This is a genomic window from Massilia sp. BHUDP2, from assembly GCF_046236355.1.
Lineage (GTDB): Bacteria > Pseudomonadota > Gammaproteobacteria > Burkholderiales > Burkholderiaceae_D > Telluria > Telluria varians.
Window position 1 is genome coordinate 884,681 of the sequence record NZ_JBJUVW010000001.1, and the last position, 16,719, is coordinate 901,399.

16 protein-coding genes are annotated in these 16,719 nt (G+C 64.6%); 12 read left to right on the forward strand and 4 right to left on the reverse strand.

Annotated elements, in window-relative coordinates; translation table 11 throughout:
• Window positions 1-90 precede the first annotated feature (90 nt).
• From flgB to ACK6C6_RS03940, 12 genes are all read left to right on the forward strand, one after another.
• Complete coding sequence (gene flgB / locus ACK6C6_RS03885; protein ID WP_036212168.1) at window positions 91-507, forward strand: flagellar basal body rod protein FlgB; 417 nt, start codon at window positions 91-93, stop codon at window positions 505-507.
• Window positions 508-523: 16 nt separating this feature from the next.
• Complete coding sequence (gene flgC / locus ACK6C6_RS03890) at window positions 524-925, forward strand: flagellar basal body rod protein FlgC (RefSeq protein ID WP_209588819.1); 402 nt, start codon at window positions 524-526, stop codon at window positions 923-925.
• A 23-nt stretch (window positions 926-948) separates the two neighbouring features.
• Window positions 949-1,659 (forward strand): flagellar hook assembly protein FlgD, encoded by a 711-nt coding sequence (locus ACK6C6_RS03895; RefSeq protein ID WP_409266008.1) that lies wholly within the window; start codon window positions 949-951, stop codon window positions 1,657-1,659.
• 39 nt (window positions 1,660-1,698) lie between these two features.
• Complete coding sequence (locus ACK6C6_RS03900) at window positions 1,699-3,243, forward strand: flagellar hook protein FlgE (protein WP_292040042.1); 1,545 nt, start codon at window positions 1,699-1,701, stop codon at window positions 3,241-3,243.
• A 130-nt stretch (window positions 3,244-3,373) separates the two neighbouring features.
• Window positions 3,374-4,114 carry a flagellar basal-body rod protein FlgF gene (flgF, locus tag ACK6C6_RS03905; RefSeq protein ID WP_409266009.1) on the forward strand — a complete coding sequence of 247 codons (741 nt, stop codon included), beginning with the start codon at window positions 3,374-3,376 and terminating at the stop codon, window positions 4,112-4,114.
• 64 nt (window positions 4,115-4,178) lie between these two features.
• Window positions 4,179-4,961 carry a flagellar basal-body rod protein FlgG gene (gene flgG / locus ACK6C6_RS03910; RefSeq protein WP_027864451.1) on the forward strand — a complete coding sequence of 261 codons (783 nt, stop codon included), beginning with the start codon at window positions 4,179-4,181 and terminating at the stop codon, window positions 4,959-4,961.
• Between the two features lie 5 nt (window positions 4,962-4,966).
• Window positions 4,967-5,620 carry a flagellar basal body L-ring protein FlgH gene (locus ACK6C6_RS03915; RefSeq protein ID WP_409266010.1) on the forward strand — a complete coding sequence of 218 codons (654 nt, stop codon included), beginning with the start codon at window positions 4,967-4,969 and terminating at the stop codon, window positions 5,618-5,620.
• 11 nt (window positions 5,621-5,631) lie between these two features.
• Window positions 5,632-6,738 (forward strand): flagellar basal body P-ring protein FlgI, encoded by a 1,107-nt coding sequence (locus ACK6C6_RS03920; protein ID WP_409266012.1) that lies wholly within the window; start codon window positions 5,632-5,634, stop codon window positions 6,736-6,738.
• Window positions 6,739-6,757: 19 nt separating this feature from the next.
• Window positions 6,758-7,717 (forward strand): flagellar assembly peptidoglycan hydrolase FlgJ, encoded by a 960-nt coding sequence (gene flgJ, locus ACK6C6_RS03925; RefSeq protein WP_409266013.1) that lies wholly within the window; start codon window positions 6,758-6,760, stop codon window positions 7,715-7,717.
• A 168-nt stretch (window positions 7,718-7,885) separates the two neighbouring features.
• On the forward strand, window positions 7,886-9,850 hold the full coding sequence (gene flgK / locus ACK6C6_RS03930) for a flagellar hook-associated protein FlgK (RefSeq protein WP_409266014.1): 1,965 nt from the start codon (window positions 7,886-7,888) through the stop codon (window positions 9,848-9,850).
• Window positions 9,851-9,881: 31 nt separating this feature from the next.
• Complete coding sequence (gene flgL, locus ACK6C6_RS03935) at window positions 9,882-11,105, forward strand: flagellar hook-associated protein FlgL (RefSeq protein ID WP_209588827.1); 1,224 nt, start codon at window positions 9,882-9,884, stop codon at window positions 11,103-11,105.
• A gap of 382 nt (window positions 11,106-11,487) precedes the next feature.
• Window positions 11,488-14,292 (forward strand): TonB-dependent receptor domain-containing protein, encoded by a 2,805-nt coding sequence (locus ACK6C6_RS03940; RefSeq protein WP_409266016.1) that lies wholly within the window; start codon window positions 11,488-11,490, stop codon window positions 14,290-14,292.
• Window positions 14,293-14,434: 142 nt separating this feature from the next.
• Here ACK6C6_RS03940 and ACK6C6_RS03945 read toward each other — a convergent pair whose 3' ends face one another.
• The 4 genes from ACK6C6_RS03945 to fliQ all read right to left on the reverse strand — a co-directional run bounded on the left by ACK6C6_RS03945 (window position 14,435) and on the right by fliQ (window position 16,715).
• Window positions 14,435-15,043 (reverse strand): PH domain-containing protein, encoded by a 609-nt coding sequence (locus ACK6C6_RS03945; RefSeq protein WP_209588828.1) that lies wholly within the window; start codon window positions 15,041-15,043, stop codon window positions 14,435-14,437.
• Between the two features lie 104 nt (window positions 15,044-15,147).
• Window positions 15,148-15,540 (reverse strand): DUF5329 domain-containing protein, encoded by a 393-nt coding sequence (locus ACK6C6_RS03950; RefSeq protein ID WP_409266017.1) that lies wholly within the window; start codon window positions 15,538-15,540, stop codon window positions 15,148-15,150.
• 43 nt (window positions 15,541-15,583) lie between these two features.
• Complete coding sequence (gene fliR / locus ACK6C6_RS03955; RefSeq protein ID WP_209588829.1) at window positions 15,584-16,429, reverse strand: flagellar biosynthetic protein FliR; 846 nt, start codon at window positions 16,427-16,429, stop codon at window positions 15,584-15,586.
• A 16-nt stretch (window positions 16,430-16,445) separates the two neighbouring features.
• Window positions 16,446-16,715: a flagellar biosynthesis protein FliQ gene (gene fliQ / locus ACK6C6_RS03960; RefSeq protein ID WP_027864440.1), complete on the reverse strand. Its 270-nt coding sequence runs from the start codon at window positions 16,713-16,715 to the stop codon at window positions 16,446-16,448.
• Window positions 16,716-16,719: the final 4 nt, after the last annotated feature.

The window sequence follows — 16,719 nt, forward strand, 5'->3', positions numbered from 1 at the left end:
CCGGGGTTTGCCCATCTTTATCGATCGATTGGGAAGTGTTGCCCGTACGTATCATCGGTGCTGTCCCAACAAGTCTCTAGCGGAGGCGGCATGATCGGCAAGATCGACCAGTACCTGAGTTTCAATGAAACGGCCCTGTCCCTGCGCGCCCAGCGCCAGGAATTGCTGGCGTCGAACATCGCTAATGCCGACACCCCGAACTACAAGGCGCGCGACATCGATTTTTCGAGCGCGCTGCAGAATGCCCTCGCCTCCAAGGGCGCCGGCGGCCCGCTGGCCACCACCGCGCCCAGGCACCTGCCGCGCGGCGCCGCGACCGGCGACGTGCTGGCCAACGGCACCCCGGTGCTGTACCGCGGCGAAGTGCAGGGCAGCGTGGACGGCAATACCGTGGACATGGACGTGGAACGCAACCAGTTCGCCGACAACGCGCTGCGCTATGAAGCGGGCATCACGATGATCAACCACCAGATCAAGGGCCTGCTGGCGGCCATCCAGGGACAGTAAAAAGGTTTAATAGACTATGTCGCTCTTCAATATCTTCAACGTCTCCGGTTCGGCCATGAGCGCCCAGGCGCAGCGCCTGAACACCACGGCCTCCAACCTGGCCAATGCCGACAGCGCCACCAGCCCCACTGGCGAAGCTTACCGCGCCAAGGCGGTCGTGTTCGAAGCCGTGCCCCAGCAGTCCGGCGCCACCGGCGTGCGCGTGCGTGAAGTGGTCGAGGATCCGTCGCCGCTCAAGCAGGTCTACGACCCCAAGCACCCGCTGGCCGACGAGAAGGGCTATGTGGCGATGCCCAACGTGAACGTGGTGGACGAGATGGTCAACATGCTGTCGGCCTCGCGCTCCTACCAGACCAACGTCGAGACCATGAATGCGGCCAAGACCATGCTGCTCAAGACCCTGACCCTCGGTCAATAAGAACCCATCAGCCGTGACCACCCATGACAACGATTAACACCGCCAACCCGGGCACCAACGTCACCGACCTGATGTCGACCATGAACGGCAAGAAGGCCGAAGTCGACAGCGTCCAGGCCGATACCGACAAGTTCATGACCCTGCTGGTCACCCAGCTGAAGAACCAGGATCCGCTGAACCCGCTCGACAATGCCCAGGTCACCAGCCAGCTGGCGCAGCTGTCGACCGTCACCGGCGTCAACAAGCTCAACGCCACCCTGGAATCCCTGAAGAGCAGCTATCAGTCGGCCGAAGCGATGCAGGCGACCAACCTGATCGGCCACGGCGTGCTGGTCGAGGGTTACAAGCTGGGTCTGCAGGAGGGCAAGGCCATCCTCGGCGTGGAACTCGACAGCGCGGCCGACAAGGTGCAGGTGGTCATCACCAGCAACGCCACCGGCAAGGAAGTCGCCACCATCGACCTGGGCCCCCAGGAAGCCGGTATCGTGCCGATCGCCTGGGACGGCGTGCCCGACCCGGACAAGCTGGGCGAAGACGGCAAGCCGGTGACCCTGCCGGACGGCACCTACACCTACAAGGTGGTCGCGACCCGCGGCGGCGAGGAACTGAAGGATGCGCGCACCCTGTCCTTCGACAGCGTGGCCAGCGTCACCACCGGGGGCAAGGACGGCATCAAGCTGAACCTGCCGGTCAAGGGCGCCGTCACGATGGCCGATATCAAACAAGTACTGTAAGCCGAGCCGCTTACTTCATTCATTCTTCAGGAGTACACCATGTCTTTCCAGCAAGGTCTGAGCGGCTTGAACGGCGCAGCCAAATCCCTCGACGTCATCGGCAATAACATCGCCAACGCGAGCACGGTCGGCTTCAAGGGCTCGACCACCCAGTTCGCCGACGTCTACGCCAACTCGCTGAACGGCGCCGGCGGCATCTCGGCCGGCATCGGCGTGAAAGTGGCGAACATCGCCCAGCAGTTCACGCAAGGTAACGTCGAAGCCTCGAACAATCCGCTCGACATCGCCATCAACGGCGCCGGCTTCTTCCGTACCGAAGCCTCGGGCATCGTCCAGTACAGCCGCAATGGCCAGTTCTCGCTGGACAAGAACGGCTTCCTGATCAATGCGCAGGGCGCCAAGCTGACCGGCTACGGCCTGAACCAGAACGGCCAGCTGGTGGCCGGCGCGCCGACCCCGCTGCGGATCGACACGTCCGACCTGGCGCCGGTCAAGACGACGGCCGTCAAGATCGAGATGAATCTCGATTCGCGCAGCCTGCCGCCGACCACCTCGACCTTCAATGCGAACGACCCGACCTCGTACAACAAGCAGAGCCCGATGAGCGTGTACGACACCCTCGGCAATCCGCACGTGCTGTCGACCTTCTACGTCAAGGGCGCCGAGCCTGGCGCCTGGAACGTGTACGTCGCCGTCGACGGTGTCGAGATGGCGGCCATGGAGGCAGCTGCCGCGGCGCAGGGGAGCGGTCCCGAATTCACCGCCGTCAACGACGCCCGCGCCGCCTGGGAAGCCGCGTCCAAGGCGGTGCCGCCGGTGGCCGCGACGATCGCTTCGGCGCTGGGCACCTATGCCGCGGCCGCCTCGGCCATGGTGGTGTCGGCCGCCGGCACCCGCGGCGCCACTGCCGAGAACCAGACCGACATCGCCGCGGCCGCGACCAGGGCCGCCGCGGTGCCCGGCGCCACTCCCGCCGAAATCGACAAGGCAATGGCCGACGCCATCAAGGTGCCGGCAAAGCTGATCGACACCTTGCGTTTCGACTCCAACGGCGCCCTGAACAAGGCGACGTCCGGCGTTGCCGGCGTGTTGACCCCGCTGGGCGGATTGCCCGTGTTCCCGCCGACCGGCGCCGAGCTGACCATGCCGATCACCATCGACTACAACGGCTCCACCCAGTACGGCACCGCGACCAGCGAGAAGCGGCTGGTCCAGGACGGCTATGCGGCCGGCAACCTGCAGCGCTTCACGACCGGCGCAGACGGCGTCATCCTGGGACAGTACAGCAACGGCCAGACCAAGCCGCTCGGCCAGGTGATCCTGGCGAACTTCACCAATCCGAACGGCCTCGAACCCTTGGGCAACAATGCCTGGGCGGAATCGGCCAGCTCGGGCGTGCCGCTGCTCGGGACGCCCAATACCGGTGGGATGGGCGTGCTGCAGCAGTCGGCGGTGGAGAGCTCGAACGTCGACCTGACCGCGGAACTGGTCAACATGATCACCGCGCAGCGCGTGTACCAGGCGAATGCGCAGACCATCAAGACCCAGGATTCGGTGCTGCAGACGCTGGTGAACCTGCGTTAATTCATACGTGATTTGACCGCGTGGGCGGCAAAGCCGCCCACCCTACAACAGCCACGAACCGTAGGGTGGGCGGCTCTGCCGCCCACGCGGTCAACAACAAGACGAGCAGCCGCGACAAGGAAAACACAAGATGGACCGCCTGATCTACACCGCCGCCAGCGGCGCCAAGCACATCCTGGAACAGCAGGCCACGACCTCGAACAACCTGGCCAACGTGAACACCACGGGCTTCCGCGCCCAGCTGGACGTGTTCCGCGCCGTGCCGGTGCAGAGCGAAGGCCTGCCGACGCGCGCCTTCGTGGTCAATTCGACCGCGGCGGCCGACTTCACCCCGGGTGCGCTGCAGGTTACCGGGCGCGAGCTGGACGTCGCCGTCAAGGGCGAGGGCTGGCTGGCGGTGCAGATGCCGGACGGCACCGAGGCCTACACCCGCAACGGTTCCCTGCAGACCAGCCAGAACGGCCTGCTCACTACCGCCGGCGGCGCCACCATCGCAGGCGAGGGCGGCCCGATCACGATTCCGCCGGACGTCACCGTCACCGTGGGCGGCGACGGCACCATCTCGACCATCTCCACCACCGACCAGCCGGCAGCCGCCAACATCCTCGGGCGCCTGAAGCTGGTGAATCCCTCGACGCAGGACCTGGTGCGCGGCGACGACGGCCTGTTCCGCCTGAAGGATGGCGGCACGGCGCAGGCCGACCCGGCGGTGCGCGTGGCCGGCGGCGCCCTCGAGGGCAGCAACGTCAGCGCGGTCGATTCGATGGTGAACATGATCAGCCTGGCACGTTCTTTCGAGACCCAAATGAGCTTGTTGAAGAACGCCGAGAATAACGCGGCGAAAGCCACCCAGATCCTCGCTTTGAATTGATAGTTGCTCCAGCATAATTCTCCTGTACGTGGCGGACTTCGTCCGTCGCCAATAGGAGAATCCCATGATCCGTTCGCTGTTTATCGCCAAGACCGGCCTCGAAGCGCAGCAAACCAACCTCGACGTCATCTCGAACAACCTCGCCAACGTGAGCACGAGCGGCTTCAAGCGCTCGCGTGCGGTGTTCGAGGACCTGCTGTACCAGAACATCCGCCAGCCCGGCGCCCAGTCCTCGCAGCAGAACAACCTGCCGTCGGGCCTGCAGATCGGCACCGGCGTGCGCACCGTCGCCACCGAGCGCATCCACACCCAGGGTAACCCCCAGTTGACCGGCAATTCGAAGGACGTCATGGTCAACGGTTCGGGCTTCTTCCCGGTCCTGCTGCCGGACGGCACCCAGGCCTACACCCGCGACGGCTCCTTCCAGACCGACCAGAACGGCCAGCTGGTCACCTCCAGCGGCTTCGTGGTCCAGCCTGCGATCACGATTCCGGCCAACGCCGAGTCGATCACGGTCGGCCGCGACGGCACCGTATCGGTGAAGCTGCCGGGCACCGTGGCGCCGACCCAGATCGGCTCGCTGCAGCTGGCCACTTTCATCAACCCGGCCGGCCTGGAATCGCGCGGCGAGAACCTGTACGTCGAGACCGGCGCCTCGGGCAACCCGAACCTGAACGTGCCGGGCACCAACGGCTCCGGCGTCCTCATGCAGGGTTACGTCGAATCGTCGAACGTGAACGTGGTCGAGGAAATGGTCAACATGATCCAGACCCAGCGCGCCTACGAGATCAACAGCAAGGCGATCACTACTTCCGACCAGATGTTGCAGAAGCTGGCCCAGCTGTAAAGAACATGAACGTCAAATCCTTCATCGCCGCGGCCGCGCTGGTCGCCATTGCCGGGTGCTCGACCACCCCGAGCACCATCGTCCAGGGCCCCACCTCGGCCCGCCCGATGCTGGTCCAAACCGCGCCGGCCACCGACGGCGCCATCTACAACGCCAACAGCTACCGCCCGATGTTCGAAGACCGCCGCGCGCGCCACATCGGCGACCTGCTGACGGTGAACATCAGCGAGCGCACCTCGGCCGGCAAGTCGGGCGCCAGCACCGGCAGCAAGACGGGCAGCGCCAGCTTCGCGGTGCCGGGTCCGCTGCAGGCCAGGGTTGGCGCCAGCGTCGGACTGGAAGGCGCGAACAAGTTTGCGGACGCCGACACCCAGAGCGCCTCGAACAACTTCACCGGCACCCTCGGCGTGACCGTCACCGAGGTGCTCCCGAACGGCAACCTGATCGTGGCCGGCGAGAAGCAGGTGGCCATGAACAAGGGTGTCGAGTTCATCCGCTTCTCGGGCATGGTGGCGCCGGACACCATCCAGCCGGGCAACATCGTCTCGTCCACCGTGATCGCCGACGCGCGCGTCGAATACCGCACCAACAGCCGCGTCGATAAAGCCGAGCTGAGCAATATGTTCTCGCGCTTCTTCCAGTCGATGCTGCCGTTCTGAGGACCCTTGTCATGAAATTCGCTTACCAAGTCGTCCTCGTCTGCGCAGCCTTGCTTGGTGCTGCTCCGCTGGCCCAGGCCGAGCGCATCAAGGACCTCGCCAGCATCGCCGGCGTGCGCCAGAACCAGCTGTCCGGCTACGGCATCGTCGTGGGCCTGGACGGCACCGGCGACCAGACCAGTCAAACGCCGTTCACCGTGCAGTCGATCCAGGCGATGCTGCAGCAGAAGGGCGTCAACCTGCCGCCGGGCACCCAGCTGCAGCTGAAGAACGTCGCGGCCGTGATGGTCACGACCTCGCTGCCGGCCTTCGCCCAGCCGGGCCAGACCATCGACATCACTGTGTCCTCGATCGGCAATGCGAAGAGCCTGCGCGGCGGCACCTTGCTCATGACGCCGCTGCACGGCGCCGACGGCCAGGTGTATGCCATGGCCCAGGGCAACGTGCTGGTCGGCGGCGTCGGCGCCCAGGCCGGCGGCGCCCAGGTGCAGGTGAATCACCTTTCCGTCGGCAAGATCTCGGGCGGCGCTACCGTCGAGCGCGCCGTCGCCTCGAACCTGGGCGCGGATAACCAGATCCGCCTGGAACTGAACCAGACCGATTTCTCGACCGCCGCCCGCGTGGTCGAAGCCATCAACGACCAGTTCGGCGCCGGCATCGCCACCGCCCTGGACGGCCGCGTGATCCGCGTGCGCACGCCATCCTCGAGCGACCAGCGGGTGGCCTTCATCGGCCAGCTGGAAAGCATCGACGTCTCGCGCGCCAAGGACTCGGCCAAGGTCATCATGAATGCCCGTACCGGTTCGGTCGTGATGAACCAGGCCGTGATGCTGGAAAGCTGCGCCATCTCGCACGGCAACCTGACCGTGACGGTGGGCGCCGAGACCAACGTCAGCCAGCCGGCCCCGGGCTCGCTGGGCGGCACTGCCGTGACCCGCAACAACTCGGTCGACGTCAAGAAAGACCCGGGCCGCGTGCTGATGATCAAGGGCGGCGCTTCGCTGGCCGAAGTGGTGAAAGCCATGAATTCGATCGGCACCACGCCGCAAGACCTGCTGGCCATCCTGCAGGCGCTCAAGGCCGCCGGTTCGCTGCGCGCCGAACTCGAGATCATCTAATCCCGGACGCTAGAACACCATGATCGGCTCTCCCTCCACCGACCTGACCAGCAAGTTTGCCCTCGACACCAAGGGCCTGGGCGAACTCAAGCAAGGTGCCAGGAACGGTTCGCCCGCCGCGCTGAAGGAAGCGGCCACGCAGTTCGAAGCCATGTTCATCAACATGATGATGAAGAGCATGCGCGAGGCCACCCCGCAAGAGGGGATCATGGACAACCAGCAGAGCAAGATGTTCACGGGCATGCTGGACCAGCAGCTGAGCCAGAACCTGGCCAAGCGCGGCATGGGCCTGGCCGACGTGCTGACCCGCCAGCTGACCTCGAACCAGATGGGCGCGCAGGCGCTGGCCATCGGCGCCGACGGCGTCGCCGCAGGCAAGGCGGCAGCGGCTGCATCGGCCATGGCGCCCCTCGATGGCAGCATGCGTCCGGGCATGGACGCGGCGACGATGATCAAGACCGGCGCCACCCAGCCGGGCGCGCCGGTGCTGCCCCTGACCACCGCCAGCGGCCGCGTCCAGCCTGCGCACGTGCGCAATTTCCAGGAAAAGCTGCATGCCCACGCGGCCGAGGCCGAGCGCGCCACCGGCGTGCCGGCCAAGTTCATGCTCGGCCAGGCGGCGCTGGAAAGCGGCTGGGGCAAGCGCATGATCCGCAACGCCGACGGCAGCAGCAGCAACAACCTGTTCGGCATCAAGGCGGGCCCGGGCTGGAAGGGCAAGGTCGCCACCGCCGTGACCACGGAATACGTCAACGGTGTGGCGCGCCAGAAGGTGGAGCGCTTCCGCGCCTACGACACGCCGGCCGATTCGTTCAAGGACTACGCCAACATGCTGGCCAAGAATCCGCGCTATGACAAGGTACTGAACAGCGGCGGCGATGCCGCGGCCTTCGCCCACGGCCTGCAGCGCGCCGGCTATGCCACCGATCCGCAGTATGCGGCCAAGCTGACGCGCGTTATCAAGAATTCATTAGCGTGATCGCATTTGTAGGGTGGGCGGGTTCCCCGCCCACGCGGTGATAGTTGGTATGTGAACAAGCGCGCGAGCGACATCGCCGCAAGTTGACCGCGTGGGCGGAAGACCCGCCCACCCTACAGTTTTCGAGAAATCTGCCGTTGATAGATCAGTCAAAGAAAGAACAAGCACATGTCCGGTAACCTCCTCAGCATTGGCAAGAGCGGCCTGTTCGCGGCACAGGCAGGCCTGTCCACGACCGGCCACAACATCACCAATGCCGGCGTGGCCGGCTACAACCGCCAGGTGGTGGTGCAGGCCACCGCGCCGATGCTCGATACCGGCGTGGGCTTCCAGGGCACCGGCACCCAGATTTCCCAGATCAAGCGCTACAGCGACGAATTCCTGAATTCGCAGGTGCGCAATGCCCAGTCCAGCAAGAGCGGCCTGGATTCGTACTACAGCCAGATCAGCCAGATCGACAACATGCTGGCCGACCAGACCGCCGGCCTGTCGCCGTCGCTGCAGGGCTTCTTCAAGGGCGTGCAGGACATGGCCGCCAACCGCGCCTCGGTGCCCTCGCGCCAGTCGATGCTCTCCAGCGCCGACACCCTGGCGACGCGCTTCCAGGCCCTCGACGCGCGCCTGGGCGAGATCCGCGAAGGCGTGAACAGCACCATCGAGAGCAGCGTCACCCTGATCAACTCGTATGCCCAGCAGATCGCCGACCTGAACGACAAGATCGGCAGCTTCGCCGCTGCCCAGCAGCACGCGCCGAACGACCTGCTCGACAAGCGCGACCAGCTGGTGATGGAACTGAACACCCAGGTCAAGGCCAACGTCATGCCCGGCGATAACAACAGCCTGACGGTCTCGATCGGCAGCGGCCAGCCGCTGGTGGTGGGCGCGCGCACCTTCCAGCTGGCGGCCACCAAGTCGCCCTTCGACCAGACGCGCGTCGAAGTGGGCTATGTCACCGGCAGCAAGGTGACGGTGCTGGCCGACAGCGCCCTGTCCGGCGGCACGCTCGGCGGCGCCCTCGATTTCCGCAGCCGCACACTCGACCCGGCCCAGAGCGCCCTGGGCAAGGTGGCGATCGGCCTGGCCTTCGAATTCAATGCCCAGCACAAGCTCGGCCTCGACCAGAACGGCCTGGCCGGCAAGGATTTCTTCAGCGTGGCGCCGGCCTTCGTGGGCAAGAACATCAACAATGCGCTGTCCAGCACCACCGACATCAAGGCCGTCGTCAGCGACCCGGGCAAGCTGGTGGACAGCGACTACAAGATCGAGTTCGACGGCACCAACTACAACGTGATCCGCCTGTCGGACAACAAGTCGACCGCGGTCACGCCCTACGACGCGGCCGGCACCACCGTGAGCATCGACGGCGTCGACTTCCGGATTTCCGGCCTGGCGTCCAAGGACGACGAATTCCTGGTGCGCCCGACCATCGGCGGGGCCGCCAACTTCAACGTCCTGGTGAAGGATGTGGCGAGCATCGCCGCCGCCGCGCCGATCGCCACCAGCGCCCCGGTCAGCAATACCGGCACCGCCAAGATCAGCGAAGGCCGGGTCGACCAAAACTTCCTGACCGGCGCGCCGGCGCTGCCGGTGACGCTGACCTTCGACAGCGGCAGCGGCAACCTGGGCGGCTTCCCGCCCGGCAGCGCCGTGAGCGTGAAGAACAGCGCAGGCGTGGTGACCAACTACCCGGCGCCGGCCACCAACGTGGCCTTCGCCGCGGGTTCCACCTACACCTTCGGTGGCATCAGCGTAACGATGACGGGCGCGCCCGGCAACGGCGACACCTTCACCATCGCCGGCAATGCGGGCGGGGTGGGCGACACCCGCAACATCGGCCTGCTGGGCGACCTGCAGACCAAGAACATCTTCAACAACGGCAGCGCCACGATCCAGTCGTCCTACGCCCAGCTGGTCAGCACGGTTGGCAACAAGACCCGCGAAGTGCAGGTCAACGGCGACGCCGCCGGCGCGCTGCTGACCCAGGCCAAGGCCAGCGCCGCCGACGTTTCGGGCGTGAACCTGGACGAAGAGGCCACCAACCTGATCAAGTACCAGCAGGCCTACCAAGCCGCGGGCAAGGTCATGCAGATCGCCGGCACCATCTTCGACACCCTGCTGTCGATCGGCCGCTAACTGGCAACCAGACGAGTAACGAGAGACACCCATGCGCATCAGCACCCAGTCGATCTACAACAACGCCACCTCGCAGCTCAACACGCTGCAGAGCGCCCTGGCGCGCACCCAGAACCAACTCTCGACCAACCGCCGCATCCTGACCCCGGCCGACGATCCGGTGGCCTCGGCGCGCGCCCTGGAAGTGAGCCAGTCGAAGGAGATGAACAGCCAGTTCGCCACCAACCGCGCCAGCGCGCGTTCCTCGCTGGCGATGGTCGAAGGCGCGCTGCAGAATGCCGGCGACCTGCTGCAGGACATCCAGCAGCTGACGGTCAATGCCGGCAACGGCGCCATGCAGCCGCAGGACCGCGAGGCGCTCGCCACCGAACTCGAAGGCCGCCTGGAAGACCTGCTGGGCGTGTCCAACATGACCGACGGGGCAGGGGGCTACCTGTTCTCCGGCTACATGGCGACCACCCAGCCCTTTACCCGCACCCCGGGTGGCGCGGCCTACCAGGGCGACCAGGGCCAGCGCCAGCTGCAGGTGGGCGCTTCGCGCAAGATCCCGCTGTCGGCTTCGGGCGCCGCCGTGTTCGAGAACAACCCGACCGGCAACGGCGTATTCCAGACCCAGGCCGACAAGGCCAACAAGGGCGCCGCCATCATCTCCTCGGGCGCGGTGGTCGACCGGCCGCTGGCCAACCAGGGACGCAGCTACGAATTGACCTTCAGCGTGACCGGCAGCCCGGCCGTCACCACCTACACTGTGGTGGATGCCTCCGACGGCAGCGTCGTCCCGGGCCACGACAACCAGGCCTACGAGCCGGGCAAGACCATCAGCTTCGGCGGCCTGAGCTTCGACATCAAGGGCGAACCCGCCGATGCCGACGTGTTCACGGTGGAGCCCAGCAAGAAGCAGTCGGTGTTCAACACCGTGACCGACCTGATCGCCGCGCTGCGCGCGCCGGCCGACGGCTCGACCGGCAAGGCGGCGCTGACCAACCAGCTGAATACGGCGCTGGACAACCTCAAGTCGGCCCACGACAACGTGCTGACCGTGCAGGCCTCGGTCGGCGCCCACATGAAGGAGCTCGACTACCTCGACAGCGCCGGGGACGACCTCGACGTCCAGTACGCGGCCACCCTGGGCGACCTGCAGGACCTGGACGTGGTGAAGGCGATTTCCGATTTCTCGATGCAGCAGACCACGCTGCAGGCGGCACAGATGTCGTTCAAGACGATGTCAGGATTGTCGTTATTTAACTACTTGTAAAATCTATCAGGAATCAAAAAGCCGACGCAAGTCGGCTTTTTTTATGCCTTACTCATGGAGAATAGTTTTGCAGTTTCAATAAATTGGCGAATATTATTTGGCTGGATCAGGAGTACTTTATAAGAAAAGGACATGAGTTTATGACAAATGCCAATGCTTGTATTGACTCTTCTGTCACAACATGTTTGTCGTGAAGTAACAAAACGTATCATTCGCGCGACGAATGTAGTGTTTAGCAAAATTTCCTAACAAAAACTCACCTCGATGCTTTGCGGCAAAGCAATGTTATGTAAGAGTATTTATACGCGTGCTGAGGTGGCAGTGAACAAAATGCTACGAGGCACGCGGTTTTACTAGAAAAATTTATTGTCCAGGAGTCGTTGTGAAGCACAAGAGTACTTTTAACAAGAGCGCGATTGCTGTCGCTCTGAGCATGGCCTTCCCGGCATTCGTCGGCGCACAGGAAGCACCGATCGAGCCGCAAAAAATGGCACGCGTCGAAGTGACCGGTTCGAGTATCAAACGCACTGCCACCGAAGCGGCTGCCTCGGTCCACGTGCTGAACCGCGACGACATCGAGAAGACCGGCGAATCGACCGCCCTGGGCATCCTGACCTCCACCGCTTCGGTCTACGCCGGCAGCAACTCGGCAACCGCCAGCTCGGGCAGCTTCGCGACCGGTTCCTCGTCCGCCTCCTCGCGCGGCCTGAGCAAGGTTGCCACCCTGGTGCTGGTCAACGGCCGCCGCATCGCTCCTTACGGCCTGTTCGACAACGCCCAGGAAAGCTTCACCAACCTCGACGCCATCCCGGCCGACGCGATCGAGCGCGTCGAAGTCTTCAAGGACGGCGCATCGGCGATCTACGGTTCGGACGCGATCGCCTCCGTCATCAACTTCGTCCTGCGCAAGGACTTCACCGGCTTCCGTGTCCGCGGCGGCTACCGCGAATCGCAGCATTTCAACGACAACCGTAACCGCAACCTGTCCGTCATCGCGGGCTGGGGCGACATCGACACCAACGGTTTCAACACCTACGTCACCGCCGAAGTCTACAAGCGCGACGGCTACAGCACCGGCGACCTGCGCCCGTACTACCCGGCCTGGCACCGCCTGACCCCGGGCCGCTCGACCTGGGACGCGAAGAGCGCCTATTCGCCGACCGGTAACTACTTCACCAGCGCGAGCAACTACGTCGCAGCCCCTGGCTGCCCGGCCGGCGACATCGACCCGACCGACAAGCTGTGCAAGATGGACATCCTGCCGTACAGCGGCATCACCACCGATAACAAGCGTTACGCCGTCACCAGCGTGACCAGCTTCCGCATCGGCAAGGACATCGACGCCAGCTTCGAAATCATGAACGCCGGCGCCGAGAACGACTACATCGTCACGCCGTTCAACATGAGCAACGGCAGCACCACCACCGCGTCCTCGATCTGGTACAACGTGATGGAAGGCAAGATGGTCGGTCCGTTCTCGTATCCGAAGCTGCCGGTCGGCCATCCGAAGAACCCGTACAACTACCCGGTCGAATACCGTGCCCGCCTGATGGACACCGGCGACGGCTTCAACTTCAACACCACCGACAGCGAGCAGTCGCGCGTCATGCTGACCCTGAACGGCACCTACGCCGGCTGGGACTGGAAATCGGCCGCCGGCTGGATGAAGTCGACCGCCAACAAGGCAACCCGCGCCGTCAGCGCCAAGGGCTACACCGACGCGATCGTCAACAACAAGTACAAGTTCGGCCAGCAGAACGACCCGGCCCTGCTGAACGCGATGTTCCCGGTCCGTACCACCGACGGCGAAGCAACCATCAAGTTCTTCGACGCTACCGTTACCCGCGAAGTCATGCAGCTGCCGGCAGGTCCGCTGAGCGTTGCAATCGGTACCGATATCCGCAACACCGCCCACCGCATGGCGAGCTCGGACAACGTGCTGCGCGGCGAACTGGTCGGCATCTTCGGCCTGCAGGTCGACGACGAAGTCAACCAGTACGCGCTGTTCACCGAAGCCCACGTGCCGCTGACCAAGAAGCTCAAGGTAGAAGCTGCAGCCCGCCTGGACAAGACCGATCACCAGGACGCGCACGTGTCGCCGAAGCTGTCCCTGCTCTATACCGCAACCGACAGCCTGCTGCTGCGCGCGACGGCGTCGGGCGGTTTCCGCGCACCGAACGTGGTCGAATCGGGTAACGGCCTGGGCCGCTCCTCGGTGGCTACCAGCATCAACGATCCGAAGCGCTGCCCGATCGCCAACCAGCTGAACGCACTGGTGCAGAACGCGCCGGGCGCCACCACCGCCGACAAGTCGCAGGCCAACAGCTACCGCAACGCGGAATGCTCGGGCGGCCTGCCGAGCTTCGTGTCGTCGAACCCGGACCTGAAGCCGGAAACCTCGCGTTCGGTGACTGCCGGTATGGTGTTCGAGCCGATCAAGAACTGGAGCGTGGGCCTGGACTACTACTTCATCGAACGTCGTAACGAAATCGGCAGCCGTTCGGTGGTCGACATCCTGCGCGGCGAAGACGCCCTGCCGGCAGGCCAGCTGGTCCGTATCGACAGCAGCGCCAACGACAACCAGTTCCTGGCACTGGTGAAGAAGTATGCGCCGAACACGACCCTGGCCTACCCGGTCGGCCAGCTGGGCATGATCTACAACCCGTACGTCAACAGCGGCCGTACCCGCGTGCAGGGCTTCGACTTCGACGGCAAGGGCCGCTTCAACGTGCTGGGCCAGACCGTGCGTCTGGGCCTCGAGGGCAGCTACGTCTGGAAATTCCAGACCTTCAGCGTCACCGACAATGCCTACGGCCCGAACGAAACCGGCACCTACGACTACGGTTCGCGTCTGACCGTCGTGGCCAAGGCCTACATGAAGCAGGGTGACTTCGACCACGCCGTCACCGCCAACTTCGCCAGCGGCTACAGCACCAACAGCATCGCGCAGCCGACCTACTGCAAGACCCAGAACGTCGCTGCCGAGTACATGGACGTTTGCGGCCGTGTTGGCAGCAGCACCATCTGGAACTACGCGCTGTCGTACTCGGGCATTCCGCACGTCAAGCTGAGCGCCTACGTCGACAACGTGTTCGCCCGCGAGCTGCCGATCAACTGGCGCGGCGGCTGGAGCACGACTTCGCTGCCGTTCCGCCGCTTCGGCTTCGCTGCAAGCTACACCTACTAATCGTCTGAAGGTTTAGATGATTGCAAAAGACCAGGCTTCGGCCTGGTCTTTTTTTTTGGGGGTCAGGTCTGACATTCGGACACGGGCTGAGCAATACAATGCTCGAGCTCGTGTCCGAATGTCAGACCTGACCCCTATGGTGTTAGTTGTGGATGTACTTGCTGAACACGTCGCTGAAATCGCGCTTGGTGTGGGTGTCGAACATGGCGGTGTTCAGGGCCGCCAGCAGGTCGCCGTACAGGCCGACCAGGCCGTTCTCGCCGGGAGCGACATTCAGCTTGTGCACCGAGGCCGTGGCGTCCAGCGCTCGCAGCGCATTGTCGCGGCAGACCGCGTCGCGCTTTTGCTGCTTGCCGATGGTGATCAAGGCCTTGTAGATGTCCTTGAGCTGTTCGATGTGGGTTTTCTTGACGTCGATCGAGAACACCGTGTTGTCCAGGCTGAACTTGAGCTCGATGTCCATGTCCAGCGTGCCCGCAGTCTCGATGCTCACGCCCGAGATCTGGTGCGAGGCATAGTCGTAGCGCTTGATCGAGCGCTTCGAGGACACGGCCGAATCGCCGTCCACGTGGATCAGGGCCAGGTTGGTGAAGCAGTACTCGTCCTTCTTGCTCTTGATGAGGAAGAAGATCTGTTCGCCGTCTTCGCTGAACAGGTAGTCGTCCGCGTCGACCTTGTTGTAGTCGGCCGGCCCGACGATGACGCCGATATCGCTGATGCCCAGTGCTTCCGCTGCCAGTTTCTTGAACATGATCGCCCTCGCGTAGTGAAAGTAGTTACCTTAGCACTATTTGATTGCGGCAAATAATTTTCGGGGCGGGATGCAAGCGACCGTTTGTCCAGGCACAAGGGCACTCAGGGCCTGGTCTTCTGGCCGACGGCGCGCAGCGCCTTCAGCTCCCGGTTCAGCCAGACCTGGCTGTTGACCGGTTCCGCGGCGCCGCACTTGACCCGGTAGGGCTTGCCCGAGAAGCTGCTTTTCGAGGCGGCGACGTCGATGAACTGCTCGGCGCTGGCGAGCGTCTCGCGGCGCTTCTCGATGTAGTCCAGTTTGCGCAGCAGGTGCTTGCGTGCATCGGCAGCGTTGTGCCAGCTGCCGTTGCGCTCGAACTGGCAGTTCGACGCGCTCAGCTTCGCCATCAGGGCGTCGATTTCGGCGCGCACGGCGGGTGGGGTGGGCGCGGCAGCCGCAACCAGGGAGATGGCGGCCAGCAGGCTGGCCGCGAGCAGTCGGTGGGTCGTCCTCATGCCGCTACCCTAACCGAAAAACCGCTTTCGCCGGCGCGCCATATTAGCCGGGCGCAGCCTGTACCGGGTTGGGCGCCGCCGGCGCCGGCGGTGGCGCGGCATTGCGCACCGCCCCGGCACGCGGCACCGCGCGCCCCTTCTCGATCCCCTCGTTGAACAGGTTTACGATCGGCATGCCGAGGTAGGGCATGGCCAGGCTCAGGGTCAGGAAGCCCACGCCCAGGGTCACCGGGAAGCCGATACCGAAGATGTTCAGCTGCGGGGCGGCGCGCGTCAGGATGCCGAGCGCCACGTTGGTGACCAATAGTGCGGCCACGATCGGCAGCGACAGCTGCAGTCCGGTGGCGAAGATCTTGCCGCCCCAGCGCGCCAGTTCCAGCGGCGCGTTGCCCGAGAACGGGGTGCTGGAGATCGGCAGCGCATGGAAGCTTTCGGCCAGCGCCGCCAGCAGCACCAGGTGGGCGTTCACGGCCAGGAAGGCCATGGTCGCCACCAGCGCCAGGAACTGGGCCACGGCCGCCGAGCGGCCGCTGGAGGACGGATCGAAGAACACCGCGAAGCCCAGGCCCATGGTCATGCTGGCCACCTCGCCGGCGTATTCGATGGCGGCGAACACGATGCGCATCGCGAAGCCCATCGCCACGCCGATCAGGAGTTCCTTCACCAGGATCAGGATGCCGGCCCAGGAGCCCGGATCGACCGCGGGAATCTCGGGGACGGTGGGGGCGATCACGCTGGCCAGCAGCACGCCGAGCGCGACCTTGATCGACATCGGCACGCCGGCATTGCCGAACACCGGCGCCGCGGCGACCAGGCCGAGGATGCGCGTGAGCGGCCATATCAGCCCCGCGATCCAGGCATTCATTTCGCCCGTGGTCAGGCTCAGCACGCGTGCGTTCTCCCGCTTATCCGATCAGGCCGGGAATGCCGGTGAAGACCCCGCGCATGTAGTCGAGCATCACGGACAGCATCCACGGCCCGGCCAGCACCAGGGCGATGAACACGCCGACCAGCTTCGGGATGAAGGACAGGGTCGCTTCGTTGATCTGGGTGGCGGCCTGGAAGATCGAGATGATCAGGCCGATGATCAGCGCCACCAGCAGCAGCGGGGCGGAGACCATCAGCGTGATCTCCATCGCGGTGCGGCCCATGGTCATGACGGATTCGGGAGTCATGCGG